Origin of the sequence: Sphaerotilus mobilis (assembly GCF_004216565.1) — a bacterium.
GTDB classification, from domain to species: Bacteria; Pseudomonadota; Gammaproteobacteria; order Burkholderiales; family Burkholderiaceae_C; genus Sphaerotilus; species Sphaerotilus mobilis.
This window is the reverse complement of record NZ_SGWV01000015.1, coordinates 40,262-64,911: the sequence shown is the minus strand read 5'-3', so window position 1 is coordinate 64,911 and position 24,650 is coordinate 40,262. Positions and strand designations below refer to the sequence as shown.

The 24,650-nt window shown below is 66.6% G+C and carries 25 protein-coding genes; 8 read left to right on the top strand and 17 right to left on the bottom strand.

Annotated elements, in window-relative coordinates:
* Positions 1 to 38: 38 nt before the first annotated feature.
* From EV685_RS20450 to EV685_RS20380, 15 genes are all read right to left on the bottom strand, one after another.
* Positions 39 to 2,231, bottom strand: coding sequence for a TonB-dependent receptor (locus EV685_RS20450; protein WP_165396886.1), 2,193 nt, complete (start codon positions 2,229 to 2,231; stop codon positions 39 to 41).
* Between the two features lie 181 nt (positions 2,232 to 2,412).
* Positions 2,413 to 3,264 carry an alpha/beta fold hydrolase gene (locus EV685_RS20445; RefSeq protein WP_165396885.1) on the bottom strand — a complete coding sequence of 284 codons (852 nt, stop codon included), beginning with the start codon at positions 3,262 to 3,264 and terminating at the stop codon, positions 2,413 to 2,415.
* 14 nt (positions 3,265 to 3,278) lie between these two features.
* Positions 3,279 to 4,106, bottom strand: a complete 828-nt coding sequence (locus tag EV685_RS20440; RefSeq protein ID WP_165396884.1) for an alpha/beta hydrolase — start codon at positions 4,104 to 4,106, stop codon at positions 3,279 to 3,281.
* 65 nt (positions 4,107 to 4,171) lie between these two features.
* A complete protein-coding gene (locus EV685_RS20435) occupies positions 4,172 to 5,341 on the bottom strand; it encodes a tetratricopeptide repeat protein (protein ID WP_130483922.1) in 1,170 nt (389 codons plus the stop codon).
* An 80-nt stretch (positions 5,342 to 5,421) separates the two neighbouring features.
* The gene (locus tag EV685_RS20430) at positions 5,422 to 5,850 is read right to left on the bottom strand and encodes an ExbD/TolR family protein (RefSeq protein WP_130483921.1); all 429 of its coding nucleotides are present in this window, start codon (positions 5,848 to 5,850) and stop codon (positions 5,422 to 5,424) included.
* A gap of 10 nt (positions 5,851 to 5,860) precedes the next feature.
* Positions 5,861 to 6,271, bottom strand: coding sequence for an ExbD/TolR family protein (locus EV685_RS20425; RefSeq protein WP_130483920.1), 411 nt, complete (start codon positions 6,269 to 6,271; stop codon positions 5,861 to 5,863).
* Between the two features lie 63 nt (positions 6,272 to 6,334).
* A complete protein-coding gene (locus tag EV685_RS20420) occupies positions 6,335 to 7,132 on the bottom strand; it encodes a MotA/TolQ/ExbB proton channel family protein (protein WP_130483919.1) in 798 nt (265 codons plus the stop codon).
* A gap of 56 nt (positions 7,133 to 7,188) precedes the next feature.
* Positions 7,189 to 7,881: an energy transducer TonB gene (locus tag EV685_RS20415; RefSeq protein WP_130483918.1), complete on the bottom strand. Its 693-nt coding sequence runs from the start codon at positions 7,879 to 7,881 to the stop codon at positions 7,189 to 7,191.
* A gap of 151 nt (positions 7,882 to 8,032) precedes the next feature.
* Entirely contained in the window at positions 8,033 to 9,034 is a 1,002-nt protein-coding gene (gene dctP / locus EV685_RS20410; RefSeq protein ID WP_165396883.1) for a TRAP transporter substrate-binding protein DctP, read from the bottom strand.
* A gap of 113 nt (positions 9,035 to 9,147) precedes the next feature.
* The gene (locus EV685_RS20405) at positions 9,148 to 11,016 is read right to left on the bottom strand and encodes a tannase/feruloyl esterase family alpha/beta hydrolase (protein ID WP_130483916.1); all 1,869 of its coding nucleotides are present in this window, start codon (positions 11,014 to 11,016) and stop codon (positions 9,148 to 9,150) included.
* Between the two features lie 121 nt (positions 11,017 to 11,137).
* Positions 11,138 to 12,037: a helix-turn-helix domain-containing protein gene (locus EV685_RS20400; RefSeq protein ID WP_165396882.1), complete on the bottom strand. Its 900-nt coding sequence runs from the start codon at positions 12,035 to 12,037 to the stop codon at positions 11,138 to 11,140.
* 74 nt (positions 12,038 to 12,111) lie between these two features.
* Positions 12,112 to 12,981, bottom strand: coding sequence for an IclR family transcriptional regulator (locus EV685_RS20395; protein WP_130483914.1), 870 nt, complete (start codon positions 12,979 to 12,981; stop codon positions 12,112 to 12,114).
* An 87-nt stretch (positions 12,982 to 13,068) separates the two neighbouring features.
* A complete protein-coding gene (locus tag EV685_RS20390; RefSeq protein WP_130483913.1) occupies positions 13,069 to 13,824 on the bottom strand; it encodes an SDR family NAD(P)-dependent oxidoreductase in 756 nt (251 codons plus the stop codon).
* A 35-nt stretch (positions 13,825 to 13,859) separates the two neighbouring features.
* Positions 13,860 to 15,074, bottom strand: a complete 1,215-nt coding sequence (locus EV685_RS20385) for a CaiB/BaiF CoA transferase family protein (protein ID WP_130483912.1) — start codon at positions 15,072 to 15,074, stop codon at positions 13,860 to 13,862.
* Entirely contained in the window at positions 15,074 to 15,949 is an 876-nt protein-coding gene (locus EV685_RS20380) for an HTD2 family dehydratase (protein WP_130483911.1), read from the bottom strand. The genes EV685_RS20385 and EV685_RS20380 overlap by 1 nt, the downstream gene beginning before the upstream one ends.
* Before the next feature lie 236 nt (positions 15,950 to 16,185).
* On the opposite strand from EV685_RS20380, the gene EV685_RS20375 reads away from it, so the two are divergent.
* The 8 genes from EV685_RS20375 to ypfH all read left to right on the top strand — a co-directional run bounded on the left by EV685_RS20375 (position 16,186) and on the right by ypfH (position 23,029).
* A complete protein-coding gene (locus EV685_RS20375; RefSeq protein WP_130483910.1) occupies positions 16,186 to 16,608 on the top strand; it encodes a VOC family protein in 423 nt (140 codons plus the stop codon).
* A gap of 58 nt (positions 16,609 to 16,666) precedes the next feature.
* Entirely contained in the window at positions 16,667 to 17,716 is a 1,050-nt protein-coding gene (locus EV685_RS20370) for a TRAP transporter substrate-binding protein (RefSeq protein WP_130483909.1), read from the top strand.
* Positions 17,717 to 17,812: 96 nt separating this feature from the next.
* Positions 17,813 to 19,699 carry a TRAP transporter large permease gene (locus tag EV685_RS20365; RefSeq protein ID WP_130483908.1) on the top strand — a complete coding sequence of 629 codons (1,887 nt, stop codon included), beginning with the start codon at positions 17,813 to 17,815 and terminating at the stop codon, positions 19,697 to 19,699.
* A 25-nt stretch (positions 19,700 to 19,724) separates the two neighbouring features.
* A complete protein-coding gene (locus tag EV685_RS20360; RefSeq protein WP_130483907.1) occupies positions 19,725 to 20,627 on the top strand; it encodes an NAD-dependent epimerase/dehydratase family protein in 903 nt (300 codons plus the stop codon).
* A 38-nt stretch (positions 20,628 to 20,665) separates the two neighbouring features.
* Positions 20,666 to 21,436, top strand: a complete 771-nt coding sequence (locus tag EV685_RS20355) for an SDR family NAD(P)-dependent oxidoreductase (protein WP_130483906.1) — start codon at positions 20,666 to 20,668, stop codon at positions 21,434 to 21,436.
* Between the two features lie 19 nt (positions 21,437 to 21,455).
* On the top strand, positions 21,456 to 21,866 hold the full coding sequence (locus tag EV685_RS20350) for a cupin domain-containing protein (RefSeq protein WP_130483905.1): 411 nt from the start codon (positions 21,456 to 21,458) through the stop codon (positions 21,864 to 21,866).
* 31 nt (positions 21,867 to 21,897) lie between these two features.
* Positions 21,898 to 22,221, top strand: coding sequence for an antibiotic biosynthesis monooxygenase family protein (locus EV685_RS20345; protein ID WP_130483904.1), 324 nt, complete (start codon positions 21,898 to 21,900; stop codon positions 22,219 to 22,221).
* A 190-nt stretch (positions 22,222 to 22,411) separates the two neighbouring features.
* The gene (gene ypfH, locus EV685_RS20340) at positions 22,412 to 23,029 is read left to right on the top strand and encodes an esterase (protein WP_130483903.1); all 618 of its coding nucleotides are present in this window, start codon (positions 22,412 to 22,414) and stop codon (positions 23,027 to 23,029) included.
* 16 nt (positions 23,030 to 23,045) lie between these two features.
* On the opposite strand, the gene EV685_RS20335 is transcribed toward ypfH, so the two are convergent.
* Both EV685_RS20335 and EV685_RS20330 read right to left on the bottom strand, forming a co-directional pair.
* Positions 23,046 to 23,471 carry a GFA family protein gene (locus tag EV685_RS20335; protein WP_130483902.1) on the bottom strand — a complete coding sequence of 142 codons (426 nt, stop codon included), beginning with the start codon at positions 23,469 to 23,471 and terminating at the stop codon, positions 23,046 to 23,048.
* Positions 23,472 to 23,484: 13 nt separating this feature from the next.
* The gene (locus EV685_RS20330) at positions 23,485 to 24,582 is read right to left on the bottom strand and encodes an LLM class flavin-dependent oxidoreductase (RefSeq protein ID WP_130483901.1); all 1,098 of its coding nucleotides are present in this window, start codon (positions 24,580 to 24,582) and stop codon (positions 23,485 to 23,487) included.
* Positions 24,583 to 24,650 lie beyond the last annotated feature (68 nt).

Here is a 24,650-nt window from a genome sequence, read left to right as displayed (position 1 = left end):
GGGAACGGGGCCCGGTGAACCGGGCCCCGTGGGGTGCGTCAGAAGCGGAACGTGGCGCGTGCGCCCAGCGTTCGCGGCTCGCTCATGTAGCCGTAGTTCGCACCAAAGAACGCCACCGAGCCCATCAGCTGCGACTTGTTCTCGATGTTGCGCACGTAGAGCTGGACGTCCATGGAGTCGTCCTCGCTGCCATAGGTCAGCGACACGCTCGACTTGGTGAACGACTTCTGCGTGAACTGGGTCGGGGCCACCGTGAGGTCGCCGGTATCGGTCGTCACGTAGGACGCCGAATACTTGCTGCCCACATAGGCGGTCAGGCGTGCGCCCGATTCGAGGTTCCAGTTGTGCGAGTAGCCGACGTTGAGGGTCATCGACGGCGTCTTGTCGAGCTTCTTGCCTGCGTAGTCGGTGCCGTTGGGCGTCATGTAGTTCTTGTACTTGGCCTCCAGCAGGCCCAGGCTGGCGTCGATGCGGCCTGCGCTGTTCAGGCGATAGCGCGCGGAGAGTTCGAGTCCGTCCACCGTTGCATTGCCGGTGTTGGTCGTCTTCATCTGGCTGTTGACGATGCCCGACTTCTGCATGTCGCTGTAGTCGTAGTGGAAGACCGAGGACGTCAGCTGCAGCGCGTTGTCGAAGAAGCGGCCGTTGAGGCCGGCCTCATACGCGGTGATCTTCTCGGGCGCGTAGATCAGGCTCGGGTCGCTGCGGGTGTCGCCGTCGTTGAAACCACCGGCCTTGAAGCCGGTCGACACGCTGGCGTAGAACATCTTCGTGGCCGAGATGTCCAGTTCATAGCCCAGCTTGTAGGTCGAGCTCTTCCACGAGGCGTTTCCGTAGAGCGGAACCACCAGGTTGCCCGGATTGGTCGGGTCATAGTCCTGACCACCCGACAACATCTGCTGGCCGTCGCGGGACTTCTTGTCGGTGGTCTGCCGTGCACCTGCGATCAGGCGCGAGGCTTCAGTCATGCTGTAGGTCGCCTGACCGAACAGCGCTTGCGATTCGTTCGTGACCTGGCGGTCGAGGAACTGCAGGCCGGGGTAGCACGACGAGAAACCGCCGCACTGGTCCGGGCCGAACGGTCCGGCGGCGGGTCCGAAGAAGAAGAACGGGAAATTGCCATCGAGCCGGCCGTCCGAGCCCGTTTCCTTGAACTTGAAATAACCCGTCACCCACTGAAGTGGCGAATTTGCATCGTTGGACGACAGGCGCAACTCGTGCGAGTCCTGTTTCATCTTGAACTTCGTCAGCAGGATCAGCGGTCCGGTGCCATAGTCCTCGACATTCTTCGTGTCGCGGTGGCCGTAGAGATATGTCAGATCTGCAAAACCAAGATTCGACTTCAGTTCAGACTTGATGCCGGAGGCCTTGTCGTTGAACCGGCCCTGGATCAGCACATTCGGGTCGACCAACTTGCTCGGAATACCGCCAGTGGTCAGGTTGTAATAGTTCGGGCCGGCTGCCTTGTTGGTGCTCTGGTCATAAGACAGGCTCAGGCTGGTCGAAGTCGAGATCTTCAGCAGGCCTTGCAGGCGGAACGAGTCGGTGTGGACGTTGTCCTGGTTTTCAGTGAAACCATTGGTGGCCGTCTTGGTCTCGGAATAACCATCGCGGCGATTCGTCGAAAACGCAGCGCGCAGCGCCAGCGATTCATTGACTGGCAGGTTGTAGGCGCCGTCGACACGTTTCTGGCCGAGATTGCCGATATCGACCGACACGGAACCTTCGCGCTTGCTGGTCGGGGCCTTGGTGATGACGTTGACGACGCCGGCATTCGCGTTGCGGCCGTAGAGCGTGCCCTGCGGGCCGCGCAGCACCTCGACACGTTCGATGTCGTAGAAGGCAGAACCTGCGCCGGACATCCGGCCCAGGTAGATACCGTCGATGTGGAAGGCCGCTGCCGGTTCACCCAGCGCGGTGGTGTTGGTGTTCTCGATGCCGCGGATGTTGACCACCACGCTGCTGTTGCCAGCCTGGCTGATCTGCGTGTTGGGCATCAGGTCGGTCAGCGCCTTGGCGTCGGCCACGCCCTTTTCACGGATGTCATCCGAACTCACGGCCGACAGCGATGCGCCCACTTTCAGGGCAGATTGGGTGACCTTGTTGGCTGTCACCACAACCTCGGCATCCTGGGCCGAGGCATCGTTGTTCTGGGCATTTGCGAGAAATGAAGCCTGGGCCGCCATAGCACCCAGCACCGCGACAACCAAGGGTCGCTTCTGGAAAATCATCATTGTTGTCTCCATGTGGGTCGGAAGGTATTCAGGGCATGTCGCGTCAACCTATGTGTTAACGATAACATTCAAACATGCTAGGACAGCCGATCGGGCTTTGCATTGGTGTTATCCCGGGCGGTTCCGGGTCAGTTGTGGCCGTTTTGCACGACCCCGGGAAAACCAGTGACCGGTTTCCTCAACTGGCAAAAATGAACTTTTCCAGCAGTGGATTGAAAAGATCAGCTCGCTCGATCTGCGGCGCGTGCCCGCATTCCTCGAATATCTCCAGCGTGGCGCCCGGAATGCGCGCCTTGAAGATTTCGGCATGGCTCACCGGCAGGAACAGGTCCTGTCGACCCCAGACGATCAGGGTCGGGCAGCGGATCGCCCGGGTCATCCTTTCCAGGGCTTCGAGATCGTTCCGATGGAAACCACAGACGTTCATCATGGCGACGACCGTCTGGCGGTGGCTGCGCTGCGCCTTTGGCGGTTGGGCGTCGAAGAATTTCTGCTGCACGCGGGCTTCGGTGAGCTTCTTCGGGTCGTGGAACGCGGCCTGCCAGCCTTGCCGGAACTCGTCGTAGGTCGGCTGGCGTGTGAAGCGCCACAACAGCGGCAGGGTGCTCAGGCGCATCGGCTTGGGCGCCTCGCGACCGGCGCCGGCCGAGTCGACCAGCGTGAGCGATCGGATCCGGTGTGCGGCCAGGTCGGTCATCTCGATGGCGACCTTGCCGCCGAACGAGTTGCCCGCGACGTGAAAGCCGTCGACGCCCAGTGTGTCCATCAAGGCAAGCAGTCGGCGGGCCTGGCTGCGGGCGGTGTAGTCGAAGTCGGTGGGCTTGTCGCTGCTGCCAAAGCCGATCAGGTCGACCGCGATCACCGTCATCCGGCGCGACAGGGGCTCGATATTCTCGGACCATTCCATCGACGAGCAACCCAGTCCGTGGATCAGCAGCAGGGTCTGGTCGCCCTTGCCGGACTTCACGTAGCGCAGGGTCGAGCGACCGTCGTTTTGTTCGTTCATGCCGCAAGCGGTGGTCGTGTTCACGGGGAGTCCAGGGTTCAGATGCCGGAATCGAGCCAGGCTTCGTACAAGGTCAGCCATTGGTCGGAGGTCGTGCCTTGTTGGCGATTGCCGAAGCCATGCCCGCCCGACTTGAAGAGGTGGAACTCGAGTGGCCGGTCGGCGTCACGCCACACCTGCAGCAGGCCAAATCCGCCGCGTGCGAACAGCGGGTCGTCGTTGGCCAGCACCGTGAACAGCGGCGGCAGGTGCGAGCCGTTCAGTTGCGGGTCGTCGAGGCTGAAATAGATCAGGCCGGCCGATGCCAGGGGCGGGCGCGAGCCGAACCGGTCGAGTGCATCGATGCAGACCTTGGCGCCGGCCGAGAAGCCGACGACGTGGACCTTGCCCGTGGCCGGTGCCTCGTGCTGGCGGATCCAGTCGACCGCCTCGATCAGGTCGTCGACGGCCGGTGCGGTCTCGAGATGGGCTTGCGCCTTGCCGAAGCCGCGCGACATCTTGTCCTGATAGAAGGCCAGGCAGGCCTGGGCGAAGCCGTCGGCCTGTGGCGGTGTGGGCTGGACCCGGTATTTCAGGACATAGGCCGAATAGCCCAGGCTGGCGAGGTGACGGGCCACATCGAAGCCCTCATGCGCCATGGCCAGCACGAGCATGCCGCCGCCGGGCGCCACGATGACCGCCTCGCCGCGCGCGGTGACGCCTGCGGGCGGATGGAACGCGGTCAGCGTGCCTTGCCGGACATTGCGCACCACGCGGTCGCCGTTGAACGCGGTCCACTGATCGGCTGCGGCATCGGGCACACCCCCCAGAGGGATCTCGACGAGGTCCGGATGCGGGTTGTCGACGTTCGTGGCGGTGAAGTCCATGCGGGGTCCTGTGCGTGGTGTCGTGCGTGGTGTCGTACGTGGTGTCGTACGTGGTGTCGTGGGCTTCAGTTCGGCATGGTCCATAGGACCCCGAGTTCACGTGCGGTGCTGCCAGGCTTGAGCGACGACAGAAGCTCCCGTGCCTCCTGCCGTTGGCCGGACAGTTCGAGGGACACGAGCAGGTGCAGGCGCAACTCGTCCTCGCGGCGCAGGCCGGTGCCTTGCAGCGCTAGTCGGTACAGGGCGATGGCGCCGGCGTGATCGCCCTTCGACGCGAGGATCTCCGCCAGCTCGGCTCGCTGCGGCGCTGCCGTCGCAGCCTCCAGCGCCCTGATCTGCGGAGCGTCCTCGGCCACCTTCTTCTGCACGGTCAGGCGCAGCTTGTCGAGACTCTGCCGATCGGCGGCTGAGACGAAAGCCTGGGCGGCTTCACCGGCTTCGAGCACACGCGCAGCCTCCAGCGGATAACCGGCCTTCAACGCGAGCTGGGCGTGCTGCAGATGCGCGTCGGCACCGCCGAGCAGGTGGCGATGCGCCATGAGCCGGACCACGTCGAGCTCATGACGCGGATCGAAGCCGGGCCGTTCCCTCAGTTGTGCAAGCACCTCGCGCCAGTAGTCCGGGTTGGTCGGTGCGACAGTGACCAGACGCTTGAGCGCGTCGTAGTAGCCGGCATCGTTGCCCAATGCCTGCTGGGCCAGCGCCAGCGCCGTGGCTTCAGGCTCCGTCAGCGTCGTCTGGCGTTCATCGGCCAGCATGGGCTTGAGGTAGTCGACGATGTCGGCATGGCGTTTCTGGGCCGACAGCGACTGCAGGTAAAGCGCCCGAATGCCGGCCTTGCCGCCGCCCTGATCGAGGTAGAGCCGGGCGGTGCGGGCGAGGCCTGGCAGGTCGCCCTGTGCGCGCTGCAGGCCGATGAGGATCTCCTGGAACGTCAGCCTTTCGGCCGGCGGCACGGAGGCCTCGGCGGACAGGTAGACCAGGGCCTCGATGGCGCTTGCGGTGTCCTTGGCGTGCAGGGCCGCTGTCGCGGCGACGCGTTCGACCGTGACGCGTTCCGATGCACTCAGGTTGGCGATCGAGCGTGCGTTCACGGCCTGCGCCAGCGCACCCGCCGGGTTGCCCGACTTGATGAGTTCCTGGGCGGCCTGCAGCGGCTTGGCGACCTCGGCCCGCAGGGCAGTCTGGGCCCGCACCGCAGAGCTTGCCAGGAGGGTGGCCAGAAAGGCTGTCATCAGGGCCAGTCGTTGCAGGGACGCGCGAGCCGACTTCATGCTGTTCGATGTGGAGGGCCTGGACGGGAGCGATGGGCGCATCAGTTCGCGAACTGCTCGGTGCCGACGATGCCCAGCTTGTTCAGGCCATTGCGCTGGGCCGAGGCGAGCACCGTGGCGACCGCTTCGTACTTGGCCTTGCCCTTGGAGCGGATGTGCAGCTCGGGTTGCGGTTGCATGCGCGCCGATTCGGCCAGCTTCAGCTCGAGAGCGTTCCGGTCTGCCACCTGCTCGCCATTCCAGAAGATCGCGCTCGTCTCGTCCACATCGATGCGCACGACGATCGGCTCGACCGTCTTCGGCGCATTCGTGGGCAGAGGGATGTCGAGGTTGACGGCGTGCAGCTGCGCCGGAATCGTGATGATCAGCATGATCAGCAGCACGAGCATCACGTCGATCAGCGGCGTCGTGTTCATGTCGGCGATGACGTCCAGGTCACCGTCCGTCGAACTTCCCAGGTTCATGGCCATGTTCGTGCCTTCAATTCGGTTCGGTGATGAAGCTGACCTTGACGATGCCGGTGCGCTGGATCGCGTACATCACGCGTCCGACCGACTCGAAGTCGCTCTGGTGGTCGCCACGGATCTGGACTTCGGGTTGCGGCTTCATCGCCGCGAACTTCTTCATCCGCTCCTGAAGTTCATTGCCGTTGCGGATCGGCGTGTCGTAGAGAAAGATCCCGCCCTGACGGTCCACCGACACGATCACGTTCTCGGGCTTGGTCTCGCGCACCGTGTTGCGTTCCTTGGGCAGGTCGACCTTGATCGAGGTCGTCACCACCGGAATCGTGATCAGGAAGATGATCAAGAGAACCAGCATGACGTCGACCAGCGGCGTCGTGTTGATCGTGCCGATGATCTCGTCGTCGGCTTGCCCCACGTTCATGGCCATGTTGTCGTCCCCAACAGTCCGATGCAGGCCCATGCCCTCGTGGGGCGACGGGCCCGAGGTTGATCACTTCTTGGCCAGGCCCAGCAGGACGGCGTGCAGGTCGGAGCCGAAGGCGTTGACCTCCTCCATCACGGCCTTGTTGCGACGCACCAGCCAGTTGTAGCCCAGCACCGCCGGCACGGCGACGGCCAGACCGATGGCGGTCATGATCAGCGCCTCGCCGACGGGGCCGGCAACCTTGTCGATCGACGCCTGACCGGACATGCCGATCTTCACCAGCGCGTGGTAGATGCCCCAGACCGTGCCGAACAAGCCGACGAACGGTGCCGTCGAGCCGACGGTGGCCAGCACGGCCAGGCCGTCCTGCATGCGGCTCTGGACGTTGTTGATGGCGCGCTGGATGCTCATCGTCACCCACTCGTTGAAGTCGACCGCACCCAGCAGGCCGGTGTGCTTGGAGGCGCCGTCCAGGCCCTTCTCGGCGATGTAGCGGAAGGCGCTGCCGGCGGCGAGCCTCTCCTTGCCGAGCTCGACCGTCTCGGCTTCCCAGAAACGGTTGCGTGCGGCTTCGGCTTGGCGGTTGAGCTTGGACTGCTCGGCCAGCTTGGTGAAGATCACATACCAGGACGCCATGCTCATGACCACCAGGATCATCAGCGTCGCCTTGGCCACGAAATCACCCTGGGCCCACAGGGCGCTCAGGCCATAGGGGTTTTCTTCGGCCACCGCTGCGGCGGCACCGGTGGCGGCGCTGGCTGCGTTGGCGGCATTTTCCTGAGCCGTCGCGGCCACGCTGTTCAGGGCGGTGAAGGCGAGTACCAGCCAGTTTCTGGCGGCCGAGCCAATATTCTTGAAGGTCATGATGGGTTTCTCCAATCGAGATGGAACGAGATTCTTCGAGATGCGCTGGATTCGACTTATTCGAGTCGCCAGGTGTATTTCATGGTCGCCCAACCCTGCTCGGGTTTGCCGTCCACGGTGGCGGGCTTGAAGGTGCAGCGCGAGAGACCCGAGCGGGCCGCTTCGTCGAGCCGCTTGTGACCGGAACTCTTGTCGACTTCGGCCTGGATGACCTTGCCGTCGATGCCGACCAGGAAGCGCAGGCTGACGGTGCCTTCCTCCTCCAGCCGGCGCGAGGCGCTGGGATATTCCGGCTTCTCGCAGCCCGAGGCGTTCACCACCGCGGGCGTGCGCACCGGTTCGGCCGGCGGGGGAGCCGGCGGGGGTGGCGCGGGCGGCGCCGGAGCGGGAGCGGGCGGCGGCGGCGGGGGGGCCTCGACCTTGGGCGGGGCGCTCGTCACGGCGGCGATCGCGTTGGCTGCGGGCGCCTGCGTGACCTGGACCTCGACCGGGGGCACATAGGCCGGCGGTGGCGGCGGAGGCGGCGCGTTCTTCTGCGGAGGTGGAGGTGGGGGCGGCGGCGGCGGGGGTATGTCGGGTTTCGCCTCTTCCAGCATCACGGCTTCCACCGGGCCCTTGATCTTCTTGACGAAGGCCCGCGCCAAACCCGAATTGATGGCCCAGAGCAAACCGACGTGCAATACCACCACCAGTCCAAGACCTATCAGGTGCTTGGTCGGCTTTCTTTGCCGGCTGGCGTAGTCTTCCATACGAGCTTTCAATGTCCAGACGAGTGAAAACAGCCGACAACCCGGTGTCGGCATTTTTTCGCTACGTGAATGTTATCGTTAACATCAAAATGTTAGAGAGGACCTTGAAAACTGTGAACAGTGTTAACCCTAGGGAAACCGGAGGCCGTGGTCAGCGAGCTGGGCGAAGTTCTTGCCGTGCCTCTTGCCGTGCTTCTTCCTGTGCCGCGTGGAGCTCTCGTACCAGCGATGCTCCGATCCGCGGCGTGTGCATCGCGATGACCTGTTGTGCGAGGGCCCTCATGCGGGCGAGTTCGGTGGCGTCGAGTGCGTGGATCTCGAGGCCGGCTTTCTTGAGGGTGGCCATGCCCTGGGCGTCGCGCTCGACCAGCGCCCGTCGGGCGTCGGCGCGCACCGAACGGGCGGCTTCGAGCAGGATCTGGCGGTCCGCTGCGGGCAACCCCTCCCAGAACTTCCGGCTGACGATCACCGACTGCGGATTGCTCACGTGGCCGGTCAGCGTGACGTGGCGCTGGACCTCGTGCAGCCGGGCGTTGACCATCGCCGAGATCGGCTGCGTGCCGCCGTCGACAGCCCCGCTTTCCAGGGCTGCGCGCAGCTCGGGGAAGGGCATGGGCATGGGTTGGGCACCCAGTGCGGCCATGAAATCGAGGTAGATCGGCGACTCGACCACCCGCATCTTCAAGCCCTGCAGGTCTTCGACCCTGCGGATCGCACGCCTGCCGTTGTGGAAGTGACGGACCCCCACACCCCAGTAGCACAGGCCGATCAGGCCCCTGGGCTCCAGCAGGTCATGCAGCCGTTGTCCGAAGGGGCCGTCGATGACGGCATGGGCCTCGCGTTCGCTGTCGAACAGGAATGGGAAGTCGAACAGGCTCATGGGTCGAGCCACCCCCGCCAGCAGGCTCGCATTGAGCACGGACATCTCGATCGTCCCGCCGCGAACGGCCGAAATGACGGCGAGGTCGTTGCCCAGCACGCCGCCGGCGAACAGTCGGATCTCAAGTCGACCGTGGCTGCGTGACTTGACGTCCTGCGCGAAACGCACCGCCGCCTCGTGTGGCGCACTGCCGGCGGTGCCTTGCAAGGCGAACTTGATCTGGCGTGGCGGCGCGGGCTGTGCCGATCCGGTCGAGGGGAAGGCGAGCAGCACCAGGCAGGAGAGCGCCAGGCACGACAGCGCCAGGCACGACAGGACCGCGCACGACCGACACCGAGTCACCTCGTTGCCCATTTCGCCGCGCCCCTGCCTGCCATGGATGCTCGTCAGCTGCAGGTGTAGCTGGCCGCTGACCTGACCGAGCCCGTGCCGCTGTGGACGGCCCGTTTCGGGTAGGCGCAAATGGGCAGGGTCACCGATGCGTCCGACGAGCTGATGTCCATGCGGCTGGGAGCCGTCCCGTTCTCGACCCAGTTGCGCAAGGCGGTGAACAGCTGATCGTCCGTGCCACCGTTGATCGGCAGTGCCGGCAACGGAACCTTGCTGGTCGTGGCGATGGCACCCGTGGCGGGGTCCAGCGCGCTGACCTTGAAGATCGTGTTGTGACCCATGCCGGGGATCAGGAACAGGCGATGGAATTTCTGCACCTCTGCATTGCCACCCATCGCGGCCTCGACCTTGGCGTAGTAGTTCACCGAGCCTTGTGGCGTGATCAGCTCATCGGCCAGGCCGTGGTAGGTCAGGATCTTGCCGCCCTTGTCGCGGAAGGCGGCGAGGTTCGGGTTGTCGGTGTTGATGTGGCTGAACCAGGGTTGCAGACCGACGCCCAGTGCGTTCACGTTGGCCAGGTCGGCGTAGGTCAGGCTTCTCCACCGGTCGGCCGGCGCAGCCGTTGCATTGACGAAGGTTGCGGGGGCCGTCTGCGCGAACTGCGGCGACTGCAGGATCAGCGCGACGTTGTCCGACGAGATCGGGAACGGGTTGGTGCCTGCCAGGCTGGTCAGGCTGGTGCCGCGCGTCAGGCCCCACCACAGCTGCTTGAAGCCCTGGGTCGTGCCGCTGCCGTTGTCCACGAACGGGTCGGGCACGCTGCCGTCATGGGTATGGCCATACCAGGTCTTGTTGACGGCCTGAGCCTCGGCCAGGCTCAGGCACTTCGTGGTATCCGCGTTGCTGCCCGGCGTTGCGCCCGACGTGGTGGTGGTCGTGCACAGCGCTGCGGCGTCCTGGGTCGGGTCGTAGCGGCAGGACGCCGGGTTCAGGATGAAGCCCAGTCCGGCCGCGTCACAGGCGGCGGTCGCCGATGCGCTGACCGCGTTGAGCTTGCTCGCGGCGATGACGCCGCCGAGATCGCGCCACATCACCGTCTGCGGGTACATCTCGCTGGTGATGAAGTTCGTCCAGTTGATCGCGGGTGCGCCGGCGAGGATGCCGTCGAAATCGCCCGGGTACTTCTGCGCCGACTTCAGGCCCTGCCGACCGCCGGTCGAGAAACCCTCCCAGTAGGCGTACTGGTGGGGCCGGGCGTAGTAGTGCTTGACCAGGGCCTTGGACTTCTCGGCCATCTCGTGGATGGCGCGCTCGGAGAAGTCCTGCCACGAGACCTGGTTGATCGATCCGTCCGGATTCATCATGAAGGAGGCATTGGCCCCGCCGCCGTAGGGCGCGGTGGTCTTGCCATGGTCGGAGACCACCACGGCGTAGCCGTTGGCCAGCGCCGCCAGATGCAGCGGCTGGAACGAGGCGCCCTCATAGCCGATGCGGGTGATGTCGGTGTGCCGACCGCCGGCCCAGCCGCCACTGCCGAAGGCACGGATGCGTTCGTTCCAGCCGGCCTGGGTCGGGAGCCAGACCTCGATGCCCACGCCCCGGGTGGTCGACGGTGCGCCGGCAGTGCCCGCGTTGCCCGGGCCGACGACCATCTTGACCAGACACATCCCGGCACCCAGCACCGGCGGCACGGGCGAGGCGGGTGTGCCCGGAAGGGCCAGCGGGTCGCCGGCCGCATAGGACTTGACCAGCAGCACGGTGGTGTTCGCATCGGGCGCGAACGACGTCTTCAGGCCGTCGTCGCAGGCCTGGGCCGTGGCCGTGGGTGTCGCCGCCGGGGCGTTGCCGCCGCCGCAGCCAGCCAGGGCCAGCGTGGTGGCGCTCAGCACGGCCAGCATCGGGGAGGGGTAAGTCCGGGAATGCATCTGTCGGGTCTCCTTGATTGGGGCTCGCTCGACTGAAGCGAGTTGTCCGGGAGCGTAGGCAGACGGGTATCGGCGGTCTTTCAGGAAAGGGGGCGGCCTGTCGAAAAGCGGCGGTCTGCGCTCAGGTCTTTCTCGCAACGGCGGGCGTGATGCCGCCATGGGCGCGAAACACCTGGGTGAAGTGCGACTGGCTCGAGAAGCCCAGCGCGAGCGCCATCTCGGCGATCGGCATCGAGGTGGTCTTGAGCAGCGTGCGGGCGCGAGCGAGTCGTTGCTGCAGCACGTAGCGGTGCGGCGTCATGCCCATCGACGCCTTGAAGCACTGTGCGAAGTGGTGCGGACTCAGGTCGACCTCCCGAGCCAGCGCGACGATGCTCAGGTCGTCGCCGAGGTGGTCGTGGATGTGCTCGATGATCCGTTGCCGATGGGCCCTGCCCAGCTGACCGGCCGGTGTGACCTCGATAGGCGCGCCGTAGTGCGAGGCCAGACGCCCAAGCAGCGAACACGACAGTCCCTGCGCGTAGAGCGCACCGCCGGGCGCCCCGCGTTCGGCTTCCTCCAGCAGTTCCTGCATCAGCCACTGCAACTTCGGATCGAAGACCTCGTGCGTCGTGCGCAGGTCGAACGACGCCGTGGCGGGCGCCAGCGTGCGGACCATCTCCGGGCTGAGATGTACGCCGACCGTCTTGCCGGGCTCGCCCAGCCAGCGTGCGCCGCTGCGCTGGAAGTCGCGGCCATAGAGTTCGAACATGCCGGGCTGCGTCGACAGCTCCACCGTGCGCGCGCCGAAGCGATACCAGCGTCGGCCGCGCCCGCGCAAGGCCATCAGCACCAGGGGTACGTTGACGTGTGCGGGGCCGCGCTGCGAGTCCGTGGGGATCGGGAAGACCGCCAGCGGCAAGCCGGCCCAGCCGTCGGGCAGCTCGAACTCCGGCTCGCCGCTCGCGTGGCGAGCGACATCGGCGGGATCGCAGATGGCGGCAAGGCCGAGGTCATGGTGCTGTTCAGCGGGGTCGGCCATCGGTGTGTCTCCAGGCCGATCACGATGCCTGCCGATGCGCCCGCAGGCGATCGGGGCCTGCCCTTGCATCGCCCTCAGCGACCGCCGTTGCGGGCCGCCCGACGCGAGGGTGCGTCGCGCTCGGGCGACTCCATCGCGCCGGCCGACACCATCCCGCCGACCCGGCGCGACAGGTTGCGGGCGGCCGAACCGAGGGCCTCGGTCACTTCCGGGATGGACTTGCGCTGGGTCTGGTCCAGCCGCTCGGCGTAGGGCACCGTCAGCGCGGCGATCGCGCGGCCCTGGGTGTCGAGCACCGGGAAGCTCACGGCCCACAGCCCGCGCACCTGCACGCTGGGGATGGACTCGAAGCCGGCGACGCGGATCTGGTCGAGGATGCTGTCGATCTGCGGATCGGCCTGCTCGGGTCGGCGCTGCAGCGATTCCTCGATGCGCAGCTTGCGGGTCTCGTCGTCCTGGAAGGCCAGCAGCACCCGGCCAGAAGCCGAGATCAGCACGTCCAGCTCGGCCCCTGCGCGCACCGCGAAGCCCATGCCGCTGGGCGTGTCGACCTTGCTCAGCACGACCTGCTTGCCCTGGCCGTAGACCGTCAGGTGGCAGGACTGGTCCAGCTCGCTGGCCAGGCGCTGCATCACCGGGGTGGCTTCGAAAAGCAGGCGGTGGGTGGGCGGGTTGACGTGGGCCAGCTCGAACAACTTGGTGGTGATGCCGTAGTTGGTCTCGTCGACCAGCGTCACGTAGTTGCGGTTCACCAAGCAGGCCATCATCCGGTAGATCTCGCCCACGCTGCGACCGAGCAAGTTGGCGATGTCCTTCTGCGACATCGGGTGCTCGCTGCGGCACAGGGCCTCCAGGATGTCCAGGCCCTTCTCCAGCGCCGGGGCCGAATAGGACCGGCTTTCGGCGTCAGCCACCGGTGTTGTTTCGTTCTTGTCCACGTTCATCGCTGCGCTCCAGCCTTGCCGATGCCCGCCGATCGTGCCGGACATCCTGTCGATTGCGCATTATCTTGGTGAGGCGCAGGGAGGGGATCACGCCGGCAGGCCGCCGTCGATCATGAAGGTTGCGCCGGTGACGTAGGACGCCTCGTCCGAGGCCAGCCACAGCATCGGGTAGGCCATCTCGGACGGATCGGCCCAGCGCTTGAGCACGCACGGCGGCACCAGTTCATCGACCGCCTGCGCCCCCATGCGCCGAACATGGAACGGCGTGCGCGTGTAGCCCGGGCAGACCGCGTTGGCACGCACGCCGTGTTCACCTTCTTCATAGGCCAGCGTACGGGTCATGGCCAGCACGCCGGCCTTGGTGGCGTCATAGGCACCCATGCCCTTTCGGCCGTAGACCGCATAGGTCGAAGACGTGTTGACGATGCTGCCCCGGCCGCAGCGGCGCAGGTGGGGCAGGGCCGCACGCGTCATCGACACGAAGCTCAGCAGGTTGACGCGGATGATTGCGTCCCAGGTCTCCCAAGGCGCATCGGCCAGGGCCTCGTAGCGGCGGATGCCGACGTTGTTGACCAGCACGTCGACGCCGCCCAACCGCGCGACCACGTCGCCGATGACGCGGTCCGCCTCGGCTTCCACACCGAGGTCGGCGACGTGGCCATGAACCTCCGCGCCCGGAAGGATCTGGCGGATCTCGTGCACCGCGCTCGCCACGGCGTCCTCGCTCTGGTCGACCAGCGCGACGCGGGCGCCTTCCTCGCAGAAGATGCGCCCGGCAGCCGCGCCGATGCCCCCGCCGCCGCCGGTGATCACGGCGACCTTGCCCTGCAGTCTCGTGCCCATCTCTGTCTCCTGTGGTGGTCGTTGTTGACCGGTGTTCAGCGCATGGCCGGCACCGGCGCGAGCGCAGCGCCCGATGCCTGCAAGGCCACGATCTGGTCGGTCGAATAGCCCAGCTCGGCCAGCAGCGCGAGGTTGTCCGCCCCGCGCGGCTGCGCCGGCTGGCCAGGTGGCGGGTAGTGGCCGTCGAAGCGCACGGTCGAGCGGATGGCCGCCGTGCGGCCTTCGGTCGGGTGGTCTTCCCAGCCGATCAGGCCGACCGCCTGCAGGTGCGGGTCCTGCGGCAGCGTCTCCAGCGTGTGGCAAGCCTGCACGGCGATGTCTGCCGCCTGCAGGATGGCCAACCACTCGGCGGTGGTCCGGTTGGTCAGTGGCGCACTGCGGATCTCGAACCATGCCGCGACGTGGCGTGCCCGGGCGGCGACGCTGCTGAAGCGCTCATCGCCCAGCAGGTCATGCCGGTCGGTGGCGGCGAGGAAGGCGCGCACCTGCGGGTCGGTGTTGACGGTGAAGGAGATCCAGCCGTCGGCCGTCTGTACCGGCCGGTTGTGCGGGCTGAGCAGGCGCTGGTCGCCGGGCGGTCCCACCGGCGGGTCGAAGCTGCGCTGGGCCAGGTGTTCCTGCAGCACAAAGGCCGACATGGTCTCGAACATCGGGATCTCCAGGCTGCAACCGGTGCCGGTGGCGCGCTGCTGCAGCACGGCGGCCAGCACCGCACCGGCGGCGATCTCGCCCGAGACGTGGTCGCAGATCAGCAGGGGCACATAGCTCGGCTGACCATCCCGGGCCAGCGCCAGACCGGCCATGCCGGTGGCCCCCTGCACCACGCTGTCGTAGGTTGGCTGGCCGGCATAGGGGCCGTCGGTGCCGTAGCCGGTGATGAGGCAATAGACCTTGTCCGGGTGCCGCGCCAACACGCTGTCCGGGTCGATGCCCAGCCTTGCCAGCGCCTGCGGTCGCATGTTGGCCACGATCACGTCGGACGTCGCGATCAGTCGGTCCAGCACCTCGCGTGCGGCGGGCTTCTTGATGTCCAGGCAGACGTTGCGCTTGCCCCGGTTGAAGTGCAGGTAGGTGCCCGAGTGCTGGCCGGTCGGCGACAGGCCGCCCAGGCCGCGCATCAGGTCGCCTTCGGGGCTTTCGAGCTTGACGATCTCGGCGCCGTACTGGCTCAGGCGCCAGGTGCAGACGGGGCCTACCACCACCGAGGTCAGGTCCAGCACGCGCACGCCCTTGAGCGGTTCGAAGGCCATCAGAGGCTCACCTCCAGCTCGACCGCGAGCTGCTGCTGGTCGTCCAGGGCCTTGAGCCGCCAGCCGCCGTCGACGGGATCGGCGCACAGCGTCACCGGGCGGTTGCAATACAGCGGTGCCACATGACGAGCCTTCAGGCTTCGGGCCACGATGCCCAGATCGAGGCGCAGGAACTCGGTCAGCAGCAGCGTGGACAGGCCGCCGTTGACGACCAGGTCCGGAAAGCCCTCGACCTCGCGGGCATGTTGGCGATCGAGGTGGATGCGGTGGGAGTTGAAGCCCAGCGCCGAGTACTGGTAGATCAGCGTGTCGTCTGGCACCACGGTCTTCTGGTGGGCCGACGTGGCGACTGACGTGGCCACTGACGTGGCGGCGGGTGTTGCAGCCGGTGTTCCAGCCGGTGTTGCAGCGACCGCACTGGCCGCACGTGCGGGCAGCAGCAGATAGGTCTGTGACTCGACCAACGCTGGCTCTGCGTGGGCGAGCGCCCGCAGTTCATGGTCCAGCGTGACCACTGCCATCGGACCTGACGCCGTGGTCTTGTGCACCACGCTGCGCACGCGGCTTGAGCGCTGCACGGCCGCGCCGATCGGCAGGTCCTGGTGAAAGCTGACCGTGCGACTGCCCAGCATCAGCCGGGGCAAGCCCAGGTCCGGCATCGGCACCCCCAGGCCGGGGAATCCGTCGCTGCGCAAGGCCGATCGGCGCGTGTCGGCCGCCAGCAGAAAGAAGTGCCAGCCACGGGGCAGGGGCTGGCCGTTCGCCAGTGTGTCGGGGTCCTGGTCCAGCATCGCGGCGACACGACGCACGCTGGCAAGGGTGCAGCTCTCGTCGCGCGTCACGTCGGGGGTGGGGGTCTTGTCCGGTTCGGTCATGTCTGGCCGTCAATCAAATGTGAATGAAAACGTTCGCCAATGAAGACAAAGTCTGCCTGAGAAGTCCAAAAGTTGCCGACTCACGGGCTAATGGTTTTCACGAGTGCATCATTAATTTCACCAATGCATCATGCCGACCCAGGCGACCGGTCTGCGTGTCGCCGGACCCGGCATCGCGACGGCACGACTCCGGCACGACTCCCCGACATCTCCCCCTCTTTCGACGAAGGATCGGCATGAACTTCAAGTTCCACCACATGAACCTCTGCACGGACAACCTGCCGAGGCTGACCCAGTTCTACAAGACGCTGTTCGAGCTGGGCACGATCAACGACAAGGAGCACACCGTCGTCAGCGGCGTCCGTCAGGACCGCGCCTACACCGGTGCCGTCGACTTCCTGACCGACGGGGCGATCGAGTTCCACTGGGCCGAACGCGACCTGGAGACCGGCTTCAAGATGAAGCAGTTCGTCAACCCGATGGGGCATGGCCACTTCTGCTTCCGCACCGACGACATCAAGGGCTTCATGCGCAAGTGCGACCAGCTCGGCATCCGCTACTCGGACTACGGCTGCTGGGCCATTCCGGGCTGGCACCAGGTCTTCCTGCACGACCCCGACGGCCACGTCATCGAGGTCCATCAGCCCGGCGTGTTCTGAGCCGTCCAGCGACGCAACCCGACCCGACCCGACCCGACACGACACGAGGAGACTCCACATGCAAGAAGACCAGACCCCGAACGCCGCCCCTCAGGATTGCGGCCGCCGCAGCGCGCTGCGACAACTCGCCGCCGTGGCCGCGACCACGTTCGTGCCAGGCGCGGCCATGGCGCAGGCGGGCGGCAAGTTCGCCTTGAAGATCGCCATCTCGCTGCCCGAGTCGCACCCGACCACCGCCGCGCTCAAGTCCGCCTGTGCCGACATCGGCAAGGAGTCCGGTGGCCGCCTGACGATCGACGTCTACCCCAACGGCCAGCTCGGCAGCGACACCGACACGGTCTCGCAGGTCCGCTCCGGTGCCATCGACTTCGTCTGCACCGCCGGCACGATCTGGGGCAACCTCGTGCCGGTGACCTCGATCAACACGATCGCCTTCGCCTTCCCCGACTACGCGACGGTCTGGAAAGCGATGGACGGCGATCTGGGCGCGCACATTCGCGGCGCCTTCGACAAGATCAACCTCGTGCCGATCGGCAAGGTCTTCGACCATGGCTTCCGTCAGACCACCACGGCGGCCAAGCCGATCGTCGAGCCCAAGGACCTCGCAGGCCTGAAGATCCGCGTGCCGGCCAGCCAGATCCTGACCTCGCTGTTCAAGGGCCTCGACGCCTCGCCAGCCACGGTGCCGATCGGCGAGCTCTACACCGCGTTGCAGACCAAGGTCGTTGACGGGCAGGAGAACTCGCTGCCCACGATCGACGCGACCAAGCTCTACGAGGTGCAGAAGTACTGTTCCTACACCTCGCACATGTGGGACTGCTTCACGCTGGTGGGCAACAAGCGCATCTGGAGCGCACTGCCCGAGGACCTGCGTGCGCTGGCCACGCGCAACTTCGAGGCCCATGCGCTCAAGCAGCGCGCCGCCCACGATGTCCTGACGGCCTCGCTGGAGACCAAGCTCAAGGGCCTGGGCATGCAGTTCAACAAGGTCGACGTGCGCCCGTTCCGCGAGGTGCTTGCCAAGTCTGGCTTCTACGTCGAATGGCAGAAGAAGTTCGGCCCCGAGGCCTGGGCCCTGCTCGAGAAGTACAGCGGCAAGCTGGTCTGACGCTCGCCTGATCGGGTGCCGATGAACGCTGGCTGACAGCGTTCGCGGCACCCCTGTTCCATCCGAACCCTGTCGACTGCCCGCGGGCAGGCCACCATGTCGCAAGCCCTTACCCGCAACCCAGCCGATGCGGACCTGAGCGGCGCCGTCGCGACGGCAGACGCCGCCGTCAACCGTGCCCTGGCCCGCTGGATCGCGCCGCTCGAGGCCCTCTGCGCTTTCCTGATGCTGGCCATCGTGGCGATGCTGTTCGGCGGTGTTGTCACGCGTTACGTCTTCGGCCACCCGATCACCTGGATCGACGAGGTGGTCTCCTTCGCCTTCATCTGGGTGGCCATGCTCGGTGCCGTGCTGGCCATGCACCGCAATGAGCACCTGCGCCTGACGATGTTCGTCGAGCGCATGCCCGAGCGCTTGCGGGTGCAGGTGCATGCCTTCGCGCTGGCGGCCATCGCGGCCTTCCTGATCGGACTGATCGGCCCGGCGATCGAGCATGTCGAGACCGAGTGGATCGTCGAGACACCCGCGCTCGGCCTGCCGGGAGGCCTGCGCGTGGCGGCCATCGCTGCCGGCCTGATCCTGATGCTGGCCGTCGTGGCCGTCTATGCCGTGCGCACGGTGCCCAAGGGCTCGCTGGTGATCGCCGTGGTCGGTGTGCTGGCCTATGTCGGCCTGTGCACCTGGCTGGCACCGCAGTTCGCGCAACTGGGGCTGGCCAACATCCTGATCTTCCTGACCGGTCTGGTCGCCCTTTGCCTGGTCGCGGGCGTGCCGATCGCGTTCTGCTTCGGCTGCGGGGTGATGAGCTTCCTGGCCTTCTCCAGCCATGTACCGCTGATCGTCATCGTCGGGCGCATCGACGAGGGCATGGCCAACATCGTGCTGGTTTCGGTGCCGATCTTCGTTCTGCTGGGCTGCGTGCTCGATGCCACTGGCATGGGCAAGGCCATCGTTGATCTGCTCGCCTCGCTGATCGGCCACGTCAAGGCGGGCATGAGCTACGTGCTGCTCGGCTCGCTGTTCATTGTCTCGGGCATCTCCGGCTCGAAGGTGTCGGACATGGCCACCGTCGCGCCCGCACTGTTCCCGGAGATGCGCCGACGCGGCAACAAGCAACCCGAGATGGTCGCGCTCCTGGCCACCGGCGCGGCCATGGCCGACACCGTGCCGCCGAGCATCGTGCTGATCGTGCTGGGCTCGGTGGCGGGCGTGTCCATCGCCGGCCTGTTCGAAAGCGGCTTCGTCGTCGCCATGGTGCTGCTCGTCTCGCTGCTGCTGTTGGCGCGCTGGAAGGCCCGCCACGAGGACACCTCCAGCGTGCGCCGCCCGGCCTGGAAGGCCATCGGCCGGCTGGCCGTGATCGCCGCGCCCGCCTTGGTGCTGCCCTTCCTGATCCGCAGCGCGGTCGGCGGCGGCGTGGCCACGGCCACCGAGGTGTCGACCATCGCGGTGCTCTACGCGATGCTGATCGGCCAGATCCTCTACGGTGGGCTCGGGCTGCGCCGCATCTACGTGATGCTGGTCGAGACGGCCGCGCTCAGTGGCGCCATCCTGCTGATCCTGGGCACCGCATCGGCCATGGCCTGGGCCATCACCCAGAGCGGCGTGGTGCAGCAGATGTCGCAGGTGCTGACGACGCTGCCCGGCGGCATCTGGGCCTTCATGGCCGTGACCGTGGCGGTCTTTCTGGTGCTGGGCTGCCTGCTCGAAGGCCTGCCGGCGGTCCTGCTGCTCGCGCCCATCATGTTTCCGATCGCCAAGAAGCTGGGCATCCACGAGATCCACTACTCGATGGTCATCGTCTGCGCGATGAACGTCGGCTTGATGATGCCGCCCATCGGTGTCGGCTTCTATGTGGCATGTCGAATCGGTGACGCAAAGCCTGATGACGCGATGGTGGCCATCTGGCCCTACATCGCGGCCCTGTTGGTCGGGGTCCTGGTGATTGCGGCCGTGCCATGGTTCTCGACCTTCATGCTGTGAAGCGGCGAACGACAGGAGATTCAGGATGAACGTCTTCATCACGGGCGCCAGCGGCTACATCGGCGGATCGGTCGCCCAGGCACTGATCCGGGCGGGCCACCGTGTGCGTGGCCTGACGCGCGACGACCGCACCGGCGCCTTGCTGGCCGCTTCCGGGATCGAGCCGGTCATTGGCTCGATCGACGACGCCGACCTGCTGGCCCGCGAGGCCCGTGCGGCCGACGGCGTGATCCACACCGCCAGCGCGGACCATGCGCCCTCTGCCCTGTCCCTGGTCGATGCACTATCCGGATCGGGCAAGTTGCTGCTGCACACCAGCGGTTCCAGCATCGTGGCCGACGATGCCCACGGCGAGCGCCTCTCGGACCACGTGATCCACGAGGATGCGCCGCTGGTCGTGCATCCGCTCAAGCAGGCCCGTCGGGACATCGATCTGGCCGTTCTGGGAGCCGCAGCCAAGGGCGTGCGTTCGGTGGTGATCTGTCCCGGGTTGGTCTATGGCCTCGGACGTGGTCTCAAGCGCGACAGCGTGCAGGTCCCCTTTCTGGCGGCGAATGCTCGCCAGCGCGGTGTCGTCGAGATCGTCGGCTCGGGGCGCAACGTCTGGTCGAACGTCCACCTGGATGACCTGGTCGAGCTTTACCTGCTGGCATTCGACCGGGCACCAGCTGGCTCGTTCTACTTCGCCGAGAACGGCGAGGCGGCGTTCAGCGACGTCGGTGCTGCCATTGCCAGCCGACTGGGCTTGCCGGGTGTCGTCTCGGTGCCTGTTGACGAGGCCGTCCGCCAATGGGGCGAGGCCCGTGCGCGGTTCTCCTTCGGTGGCAACAGCCGCATGCGTGCGGCGCGAGCCCGTCGGGAACTGGGCTGGGCGCCACATCAGGCCTCCTTGCTCAACTGGATCGCGCACGAGCTGCCGGTCGCTTGATCCGACCTCTGTCCATCCCGAATTCCAGAAAGATCCAGATGCTGTTGAAGGACAAGGTGTGCGTCATTGCCGGTGCAGGTTCGCTGCGCAGCATCGGCTACGCCACGGCTGAACTCTTTGCCGAACACGGTGCCAAGGTCGTGCTGGCCGACGTGATGCTGGACGACGCGCTGGTGGCCAGCCTGCGTGCGTCGATCGAGCGCCACCTGGGCCGTCCGGCCGAGGTGCAGGGCTGGCGCTGTGACGTCACCCAGGCGGAGGACTGCGACATCCTCGTCGCCAGGACGCTCGACCTGCACGGCACGATCGACTGCCTGGTGAATGCGGCCGGCATCGTCAAGTCGACGCCGCTGCTGGAGATCGGCGCGGACGAACTCGACCGCATGCTCGACGTCAACCTCAAGGGCGCCTTCCACCTATGCCAGAGCGTCCTGCGCGTGTTCGTCGAGCGTCGCGGCGGCACGATCGTCAACGTCGCCTCGCTGGCCGCGCAACGCGGCGGCGGCCTGGTGGGCGGGCCGCACTATGCGGCCTCCAAGGGCGGCATGTTGAGCCTGACCCGCAGCATCGCCCGCGAGTTCGGCGCGCTGGGCATCCGGGCCAATGCGATCTGCCCGGCCATGATCGATTCGCCCATGCTCGACGGTCTGCCGGCCGATCGGCTGCAGGGCATCGTCGACGCCATCCCGCTCAAGCGCATCGGCGCGCGACGTGAAGCGGCGGGTGCCTGCCTGTTCCTCGCGTCCGACCTGTCCGGCTTCGTGACCGGCGCGACGCTGGACGTCAACGGTGGCGCGCACATTCACTGAATCGAACCGGACACCCGACATGAGCGACCACGCGCATTTCCTTCCCTTCGACACCCTGCCTGAAGTTTCTCGCGGCAATGGCATCGTCAACTACCCGATCGCCGGCCGGAAGCAGGGCGCGCGCGCCATGCACACGGGCATCACGATGCTCCCGGTTGACGTGCCGGCGCCGCCCCATGTCCACAATGCCGAGGAACAGGTGACCGTGCTCGAAGGCCGCGTGAAGATCCGCCTGGGCGAACGCGAGCAGGTCTGTGGCCGTCTGGACTCGACCTTCATCGCGGCCGGCGTCGAACATGAACTGGTCAACGTCGGTGACGCACCAGCCTGGGTGCTGGTGGTGTATGGCACGCCGGACGTGACGCGCACCTTTGTGGCCACGGGTGAGACCGTGGCCATCGGCTCGGACGCTGACCGCTTCACGAACTGATCGCGTGTTCTCACTTGTGAAGGCTGCCAACATGATTTTTGAGATCGCCGACATCCACGTCCAACCGGGCCGCGCTGCGGAGTTCGAGCAGGCGTTGAACAAGGGCCTGCACGAGGTCTTTCCGCAGGCCCGAGGCTTCCTGGGCCACGAGGTGCAGCACTGCATCGAGACGCCGGAACGCTACGTGCTGCTGCTGCGTTGGGAGACGGTGGAGGACCACACGGTGGGCTTCCGGAGTTCGCCCCTGTTTGCGCAATGGCGCGGCCTGGTCGGCGACTTCTTCGCGCAGCCGCCGAAGGTCGAGCACTTCAAGTGCATCGATCGGTCGACGACGGTCTCTGGAGCCGAACGATGAGCGGATTCCCGCGTTCAGCCGGCCACGCTTCTGCAGGGGGGGTGAGTGGCAGCATGTGGCCGGATTGGTTTGGCGGCCGGGACAGTCTGTTCCATGCTTCCCGCTTGATCCTGCCCGGCTGACTGACTAAGGTCTGGTCAATGGCGGCAAGCATCGCTTGTGCCTTTCTGACCCAACACCCGAGATCGACATGTCCCTCGCCATCACCGTCCAGCGCCCCACCTCAGCCACCGAGCTGATCCTCCTGTTCCACGGCGTGGGCTCCAGCGCCGCCGACCTGGCGCCGCTGGGCGAGGCGTTGGCACCGCATCGGCCGCAGGCCTGCATCGTCAGCGTGCAGGCGCCCGACGCCTCGGACTTCGGCTCGGGCTGGCAGTGGTTCTCGGTCCAGGGCGTGACCGAGGCGGGCCGTCCGGCTCGCGTCGCCGCGACGATGCAGCGCTTCGTCGACACCGTGCAGCACTGGCAGCGCGAGACCGGCATTGGCACAGCGACGACGACGCTGCTGGGCTTCTCGCAGGGCTCGATCATGGCGCTGGAGTCGACCCAGCAGCCGATCGCGCTGGCCTCGCGCATCGTGGCCATCGCCGGGCGCTTCGCACAGCCGCCTCGGCTCGCACCGGCCGGCACGCGCATCCATCTGCTGCATGGTGATGCCGACGCCGTGATGCCCGTGCGCCTGAGTGTGGACGGCCAGGCCCAGCTTCAGGCGCTGGGTGCCGAGGTCACGCTCGACCGCTTCCCTGGCCTGGGCCATGGCGTTGACGCCCGCGTGTTGGCCAAGGTGCTCGACAGGCTCAAGGACTGAGCCACTGGGCGCCGTCCTACGCCGCCTTGGGCCCTTGTGCAAAGGTCTGGACGCCGGCTGGCATGTCGTTCGCCTCGACCCATGGCTGGGCCGAGTCGCACCACAGTGCGAGCGTCGGGCGCACCCAGCTCGTGTCGTCCAGCGTGCCGGCCTTGACCCAGTCCAGCGTGGGCCGCGCCACCACGTCCGACAGGATCGGCGAGCCACAGCGGCCGCAGAAGTGCCGGTAGACCGGCTGGCCGCTGCCGCCGGTGTCGGCATAGACCTGCGTCCGACCCCGCGTGAACTGGAGCGCGCCCTTGGGCACGCCCACGTTGACCGAGTACGCCGCGCCGGACTGGCGCTGGCAATGGGTGCAGTGGCACAGCGCCACGACGACCGGCTCGGCCGTCGTCGTGTAGCGCACGTCGCCGCACAGGCATCCGCCTTCGATGCTGGGCACGGGCTGACGGGACTCAGCGGCCCAGTGCCGCGCGGATCTTGGGCATGACCTCGCGGGCCAGCAGCGTCATCGACTCCCACTCGCGGGCGCGGTTGGCGCCGGAGCCGTCCATTGACGCCATCAGCAGCGCACCGAACGGGCCGGTGCGCTCGCGGAAGGCCAGCAGCTTTTCGGTGACGGTCTTGGGCGAGCCGTAGACCACCATGCTGTCGATCAGCTGCTCGATCGTGACCTCCGAATCGGGCTGCTTGGGGTCGGCCTTCATGACGGCCGTGTAGTTCACCGCCAGCAGCACCTTCCAGAGGTATTCGAAGTAGTAGTAGTTGCTGCCTGCCGGATCCATGACACGGTCACGCGCCTCGGAGTCGCTGCGCGCCAGCACGATGTTGCGTGCCACGCGCCAGTCGTCGCCATTGGGCTTGCGGCCGCCCAGCTCGCAGCCTTCGAGGTACTTCTTCCAATGGCTGGCGATGACGTACTCGGGGCAGAAGTTCGCGCTCATCGGGCTCCAGCCGCGCTGGCCGGCCGTCTTCACGCTGTCCGAGAAGGGCGACATCGCCGTCATCATGATCGGCGGGTGCGGCAGCTGGAACGGCTTGGGGATGTAGCCCACGCCCAGCTCGGGCATGACGGTCTGCGACAGCTGGATGTTCCAGTGCTTGCCCTCGATGTGATACGGCGGGTCCTGGCGCCACAGCTTCAGGATGGTGTCGATCGACTCCATCATCCGCTCGCTGCGGTAGGCGTTGTCGAGGACCTGGAACAGCTCCATGTCGCTGGCCAGGCCGCCCGGGCCGATGCCGAACATCAGACGGCCGCGGCTCATGTGGTCGAACTGGGCGACCTCGGCGGCGACGACGGCCGGGTGGTGGTTGGGCAGCGCGATCACGCCGGTGCCGAACTTCACGTGCTTGGTGCGGCTCAGCAGCGAGGCCATGAACATCAGCGGCGCGGCGATCGGCTCGGTGGTGCACGACATGTGCTCGCCGAACCAGACCTCGTCGAAGCCGAGTTCATCGGCGTGGATCACGCGGTCGGTGTTCTCCTCGTAGGTCTCCGCCGTCGGACGGGTGGGCGGGTGCAGGGGCATGCCGAACAGGCCGAGTTTCATGGTCAGTCTCCTCTTGGGGTTGGAAGCGCCGGCTGGCGCGGGGGAAGAAAGCGGGGCAGGAGGCGTGG

Bases quoted from the DNA above. Each gene is read 5' to 3' on its own strand.
- EV685_RS20450 (WP_165396886.1), bottom strand. From the start codon at position 2,231: ATGATTTTCCAGAAGCGACCCTTGGTTGTCGCGGTGCTGGGTGCTATG.
- EV685_RS20440 (WP_165396884.1), bottom strand. From the start codon at position 4,106: ATGGACTTCACCGCCACGAACGTCGACAACCCGCATCCGGACCTCGTC.
- EV685_RS20435 (WP_130483922.1), bottom strand. From the start codon at position 5,341: ATGACAGCCTTTCTGGCCACCCTCCTGGCAAGCTCTGCGGTGCGGGCC.
- EV685_RS20430 (WP_130483921.1), bottom strand. From the start codon at position 5,850: ATGGCCATGAACCTGGGAAGTTCGACGGACGGTGACCTGGACGTCATC.
- EV685_RS20425 (WP_130483920.1), bottom strand. From the start codon at position 6,271: ATGGCCATGAACGTGGGGCAAGCCGACGACGAGATCATCGGCACGATC.
- EV685_RS20420 (WP_130483919.1), bottom strand. From the start codon at position 7,132: ATGACCTTCAAGAATATTGGCTCGGCCGCCAGAAACTGGCTGGTACTC.
- EV685_RS20415 (WP_130483918.1), bottom strand. From the start codon at position 7,881: ATGGAAGACTACGCCAGCCGGCAAAGAAAGCCGACCAAGCACCTGATA.
- EV685_RS20405 (WP_130483916.1), bottom strand. From the start codon at position 11,016: ATGCATTCCCGGACTTACCCCTCCCCGATGCTGGCCGTGCTGAGCGCC.
- EV685_RS20400 (WP_165396882.1), bottom strand. From the start codon at position 12,037: ATGGCCGACCCCGCTGAACAGCACCATGACCTCGGCCTTGCCGCCATC.
- EV685_RS20395 (WP_130483914.1), bottom strand. From the start codon at position 12,981: ATGAACGTGGACAAGAACGAAACAACACCGGTGGCTGACGCCGAAAGC.
- EV685_RS20390 (WP_130483913.1), bottom strand. From the start codon at position 13,824: ATGGGCACGAGACTGCAGGGCAAGGTCGCCGTGATCACCGGCGGCGGC.
- EV685_RS20385 (WP_130483912.1), bottom strand. From the start codon at position 15,074: ATGGCCTTCGAACCGCTCAAGGGCGTGCGCGTGCTGGACCTGACCTCG.
- EV685_RS20380 (WP_130483911.1), bottom strand. From the start codon at position 15,949: ATGACCGAACCGGACAAGACCCCCACCCCCGACGTGACGCGCGACGAG.
- EV685_RS20375 (WP_130483910.1), top strand. From the start codon at position 16,186: ATGAACTTCAAGTTCCACCACATGAACCTCTGCACGGACAACCTGCCG.
- EV685_RS20370 (WP_130483909.1), top strand. From the start codon at position 16,667: ATGCAAGAAGACCAGACCCCGAACGCCGCCCCTCAGGATTGCGGCCGC.
- EV685_RS20365 (WP_130483908.1), top strand. From the start codon at position 17,813: ATGTCGCAAGCCCTTACCCGCAACCCAGCCGATGCGGACCTGAGCGGC.
- EV685_RS20360 (WP_130483907.1), top strand. From the start codon at position 19,725: ATGAACGTCTTCATCACGGGCGCCAGCGGCTACATCGGCGGATCGGTC.
- EV685_RS20355 (WP_130483906.1), top strand. From the start codon at position 20,666: ATGCTGTTGAAGGACAAGGTGTGCGTCATTGCCGGTGCAGGTTCGCTG.
- EV685_RS20350 (WP_130483905.1), top strand. From the start codon at position 21,456: ATGAGCGACCACGCGCATTTCCTTCCCTTCGACACCCTGCCTGAAGTT.
- EV685_RS20345 (WP_130483904.1), top strand. From the start codon at position 21,898: ATGATTTTTGAGATCGCCGACATCCACGTCCAACCGGGCCGCGCTGCG.
- ypfH (WP_130483903.1), top strand. From the start codon at position 22,412: ATGTCCCTCGCCATCACCGTCCAGCGCCCCACCTCAGCCACCGAGCTG.
- EV685_RS20330 (WP_130483901.1), bottom strand. From the start codon at position 24,582: ATGAAACTCGGCCTGTTCGGCATGCCCCTGCACCCGCCCACCCGTCCG.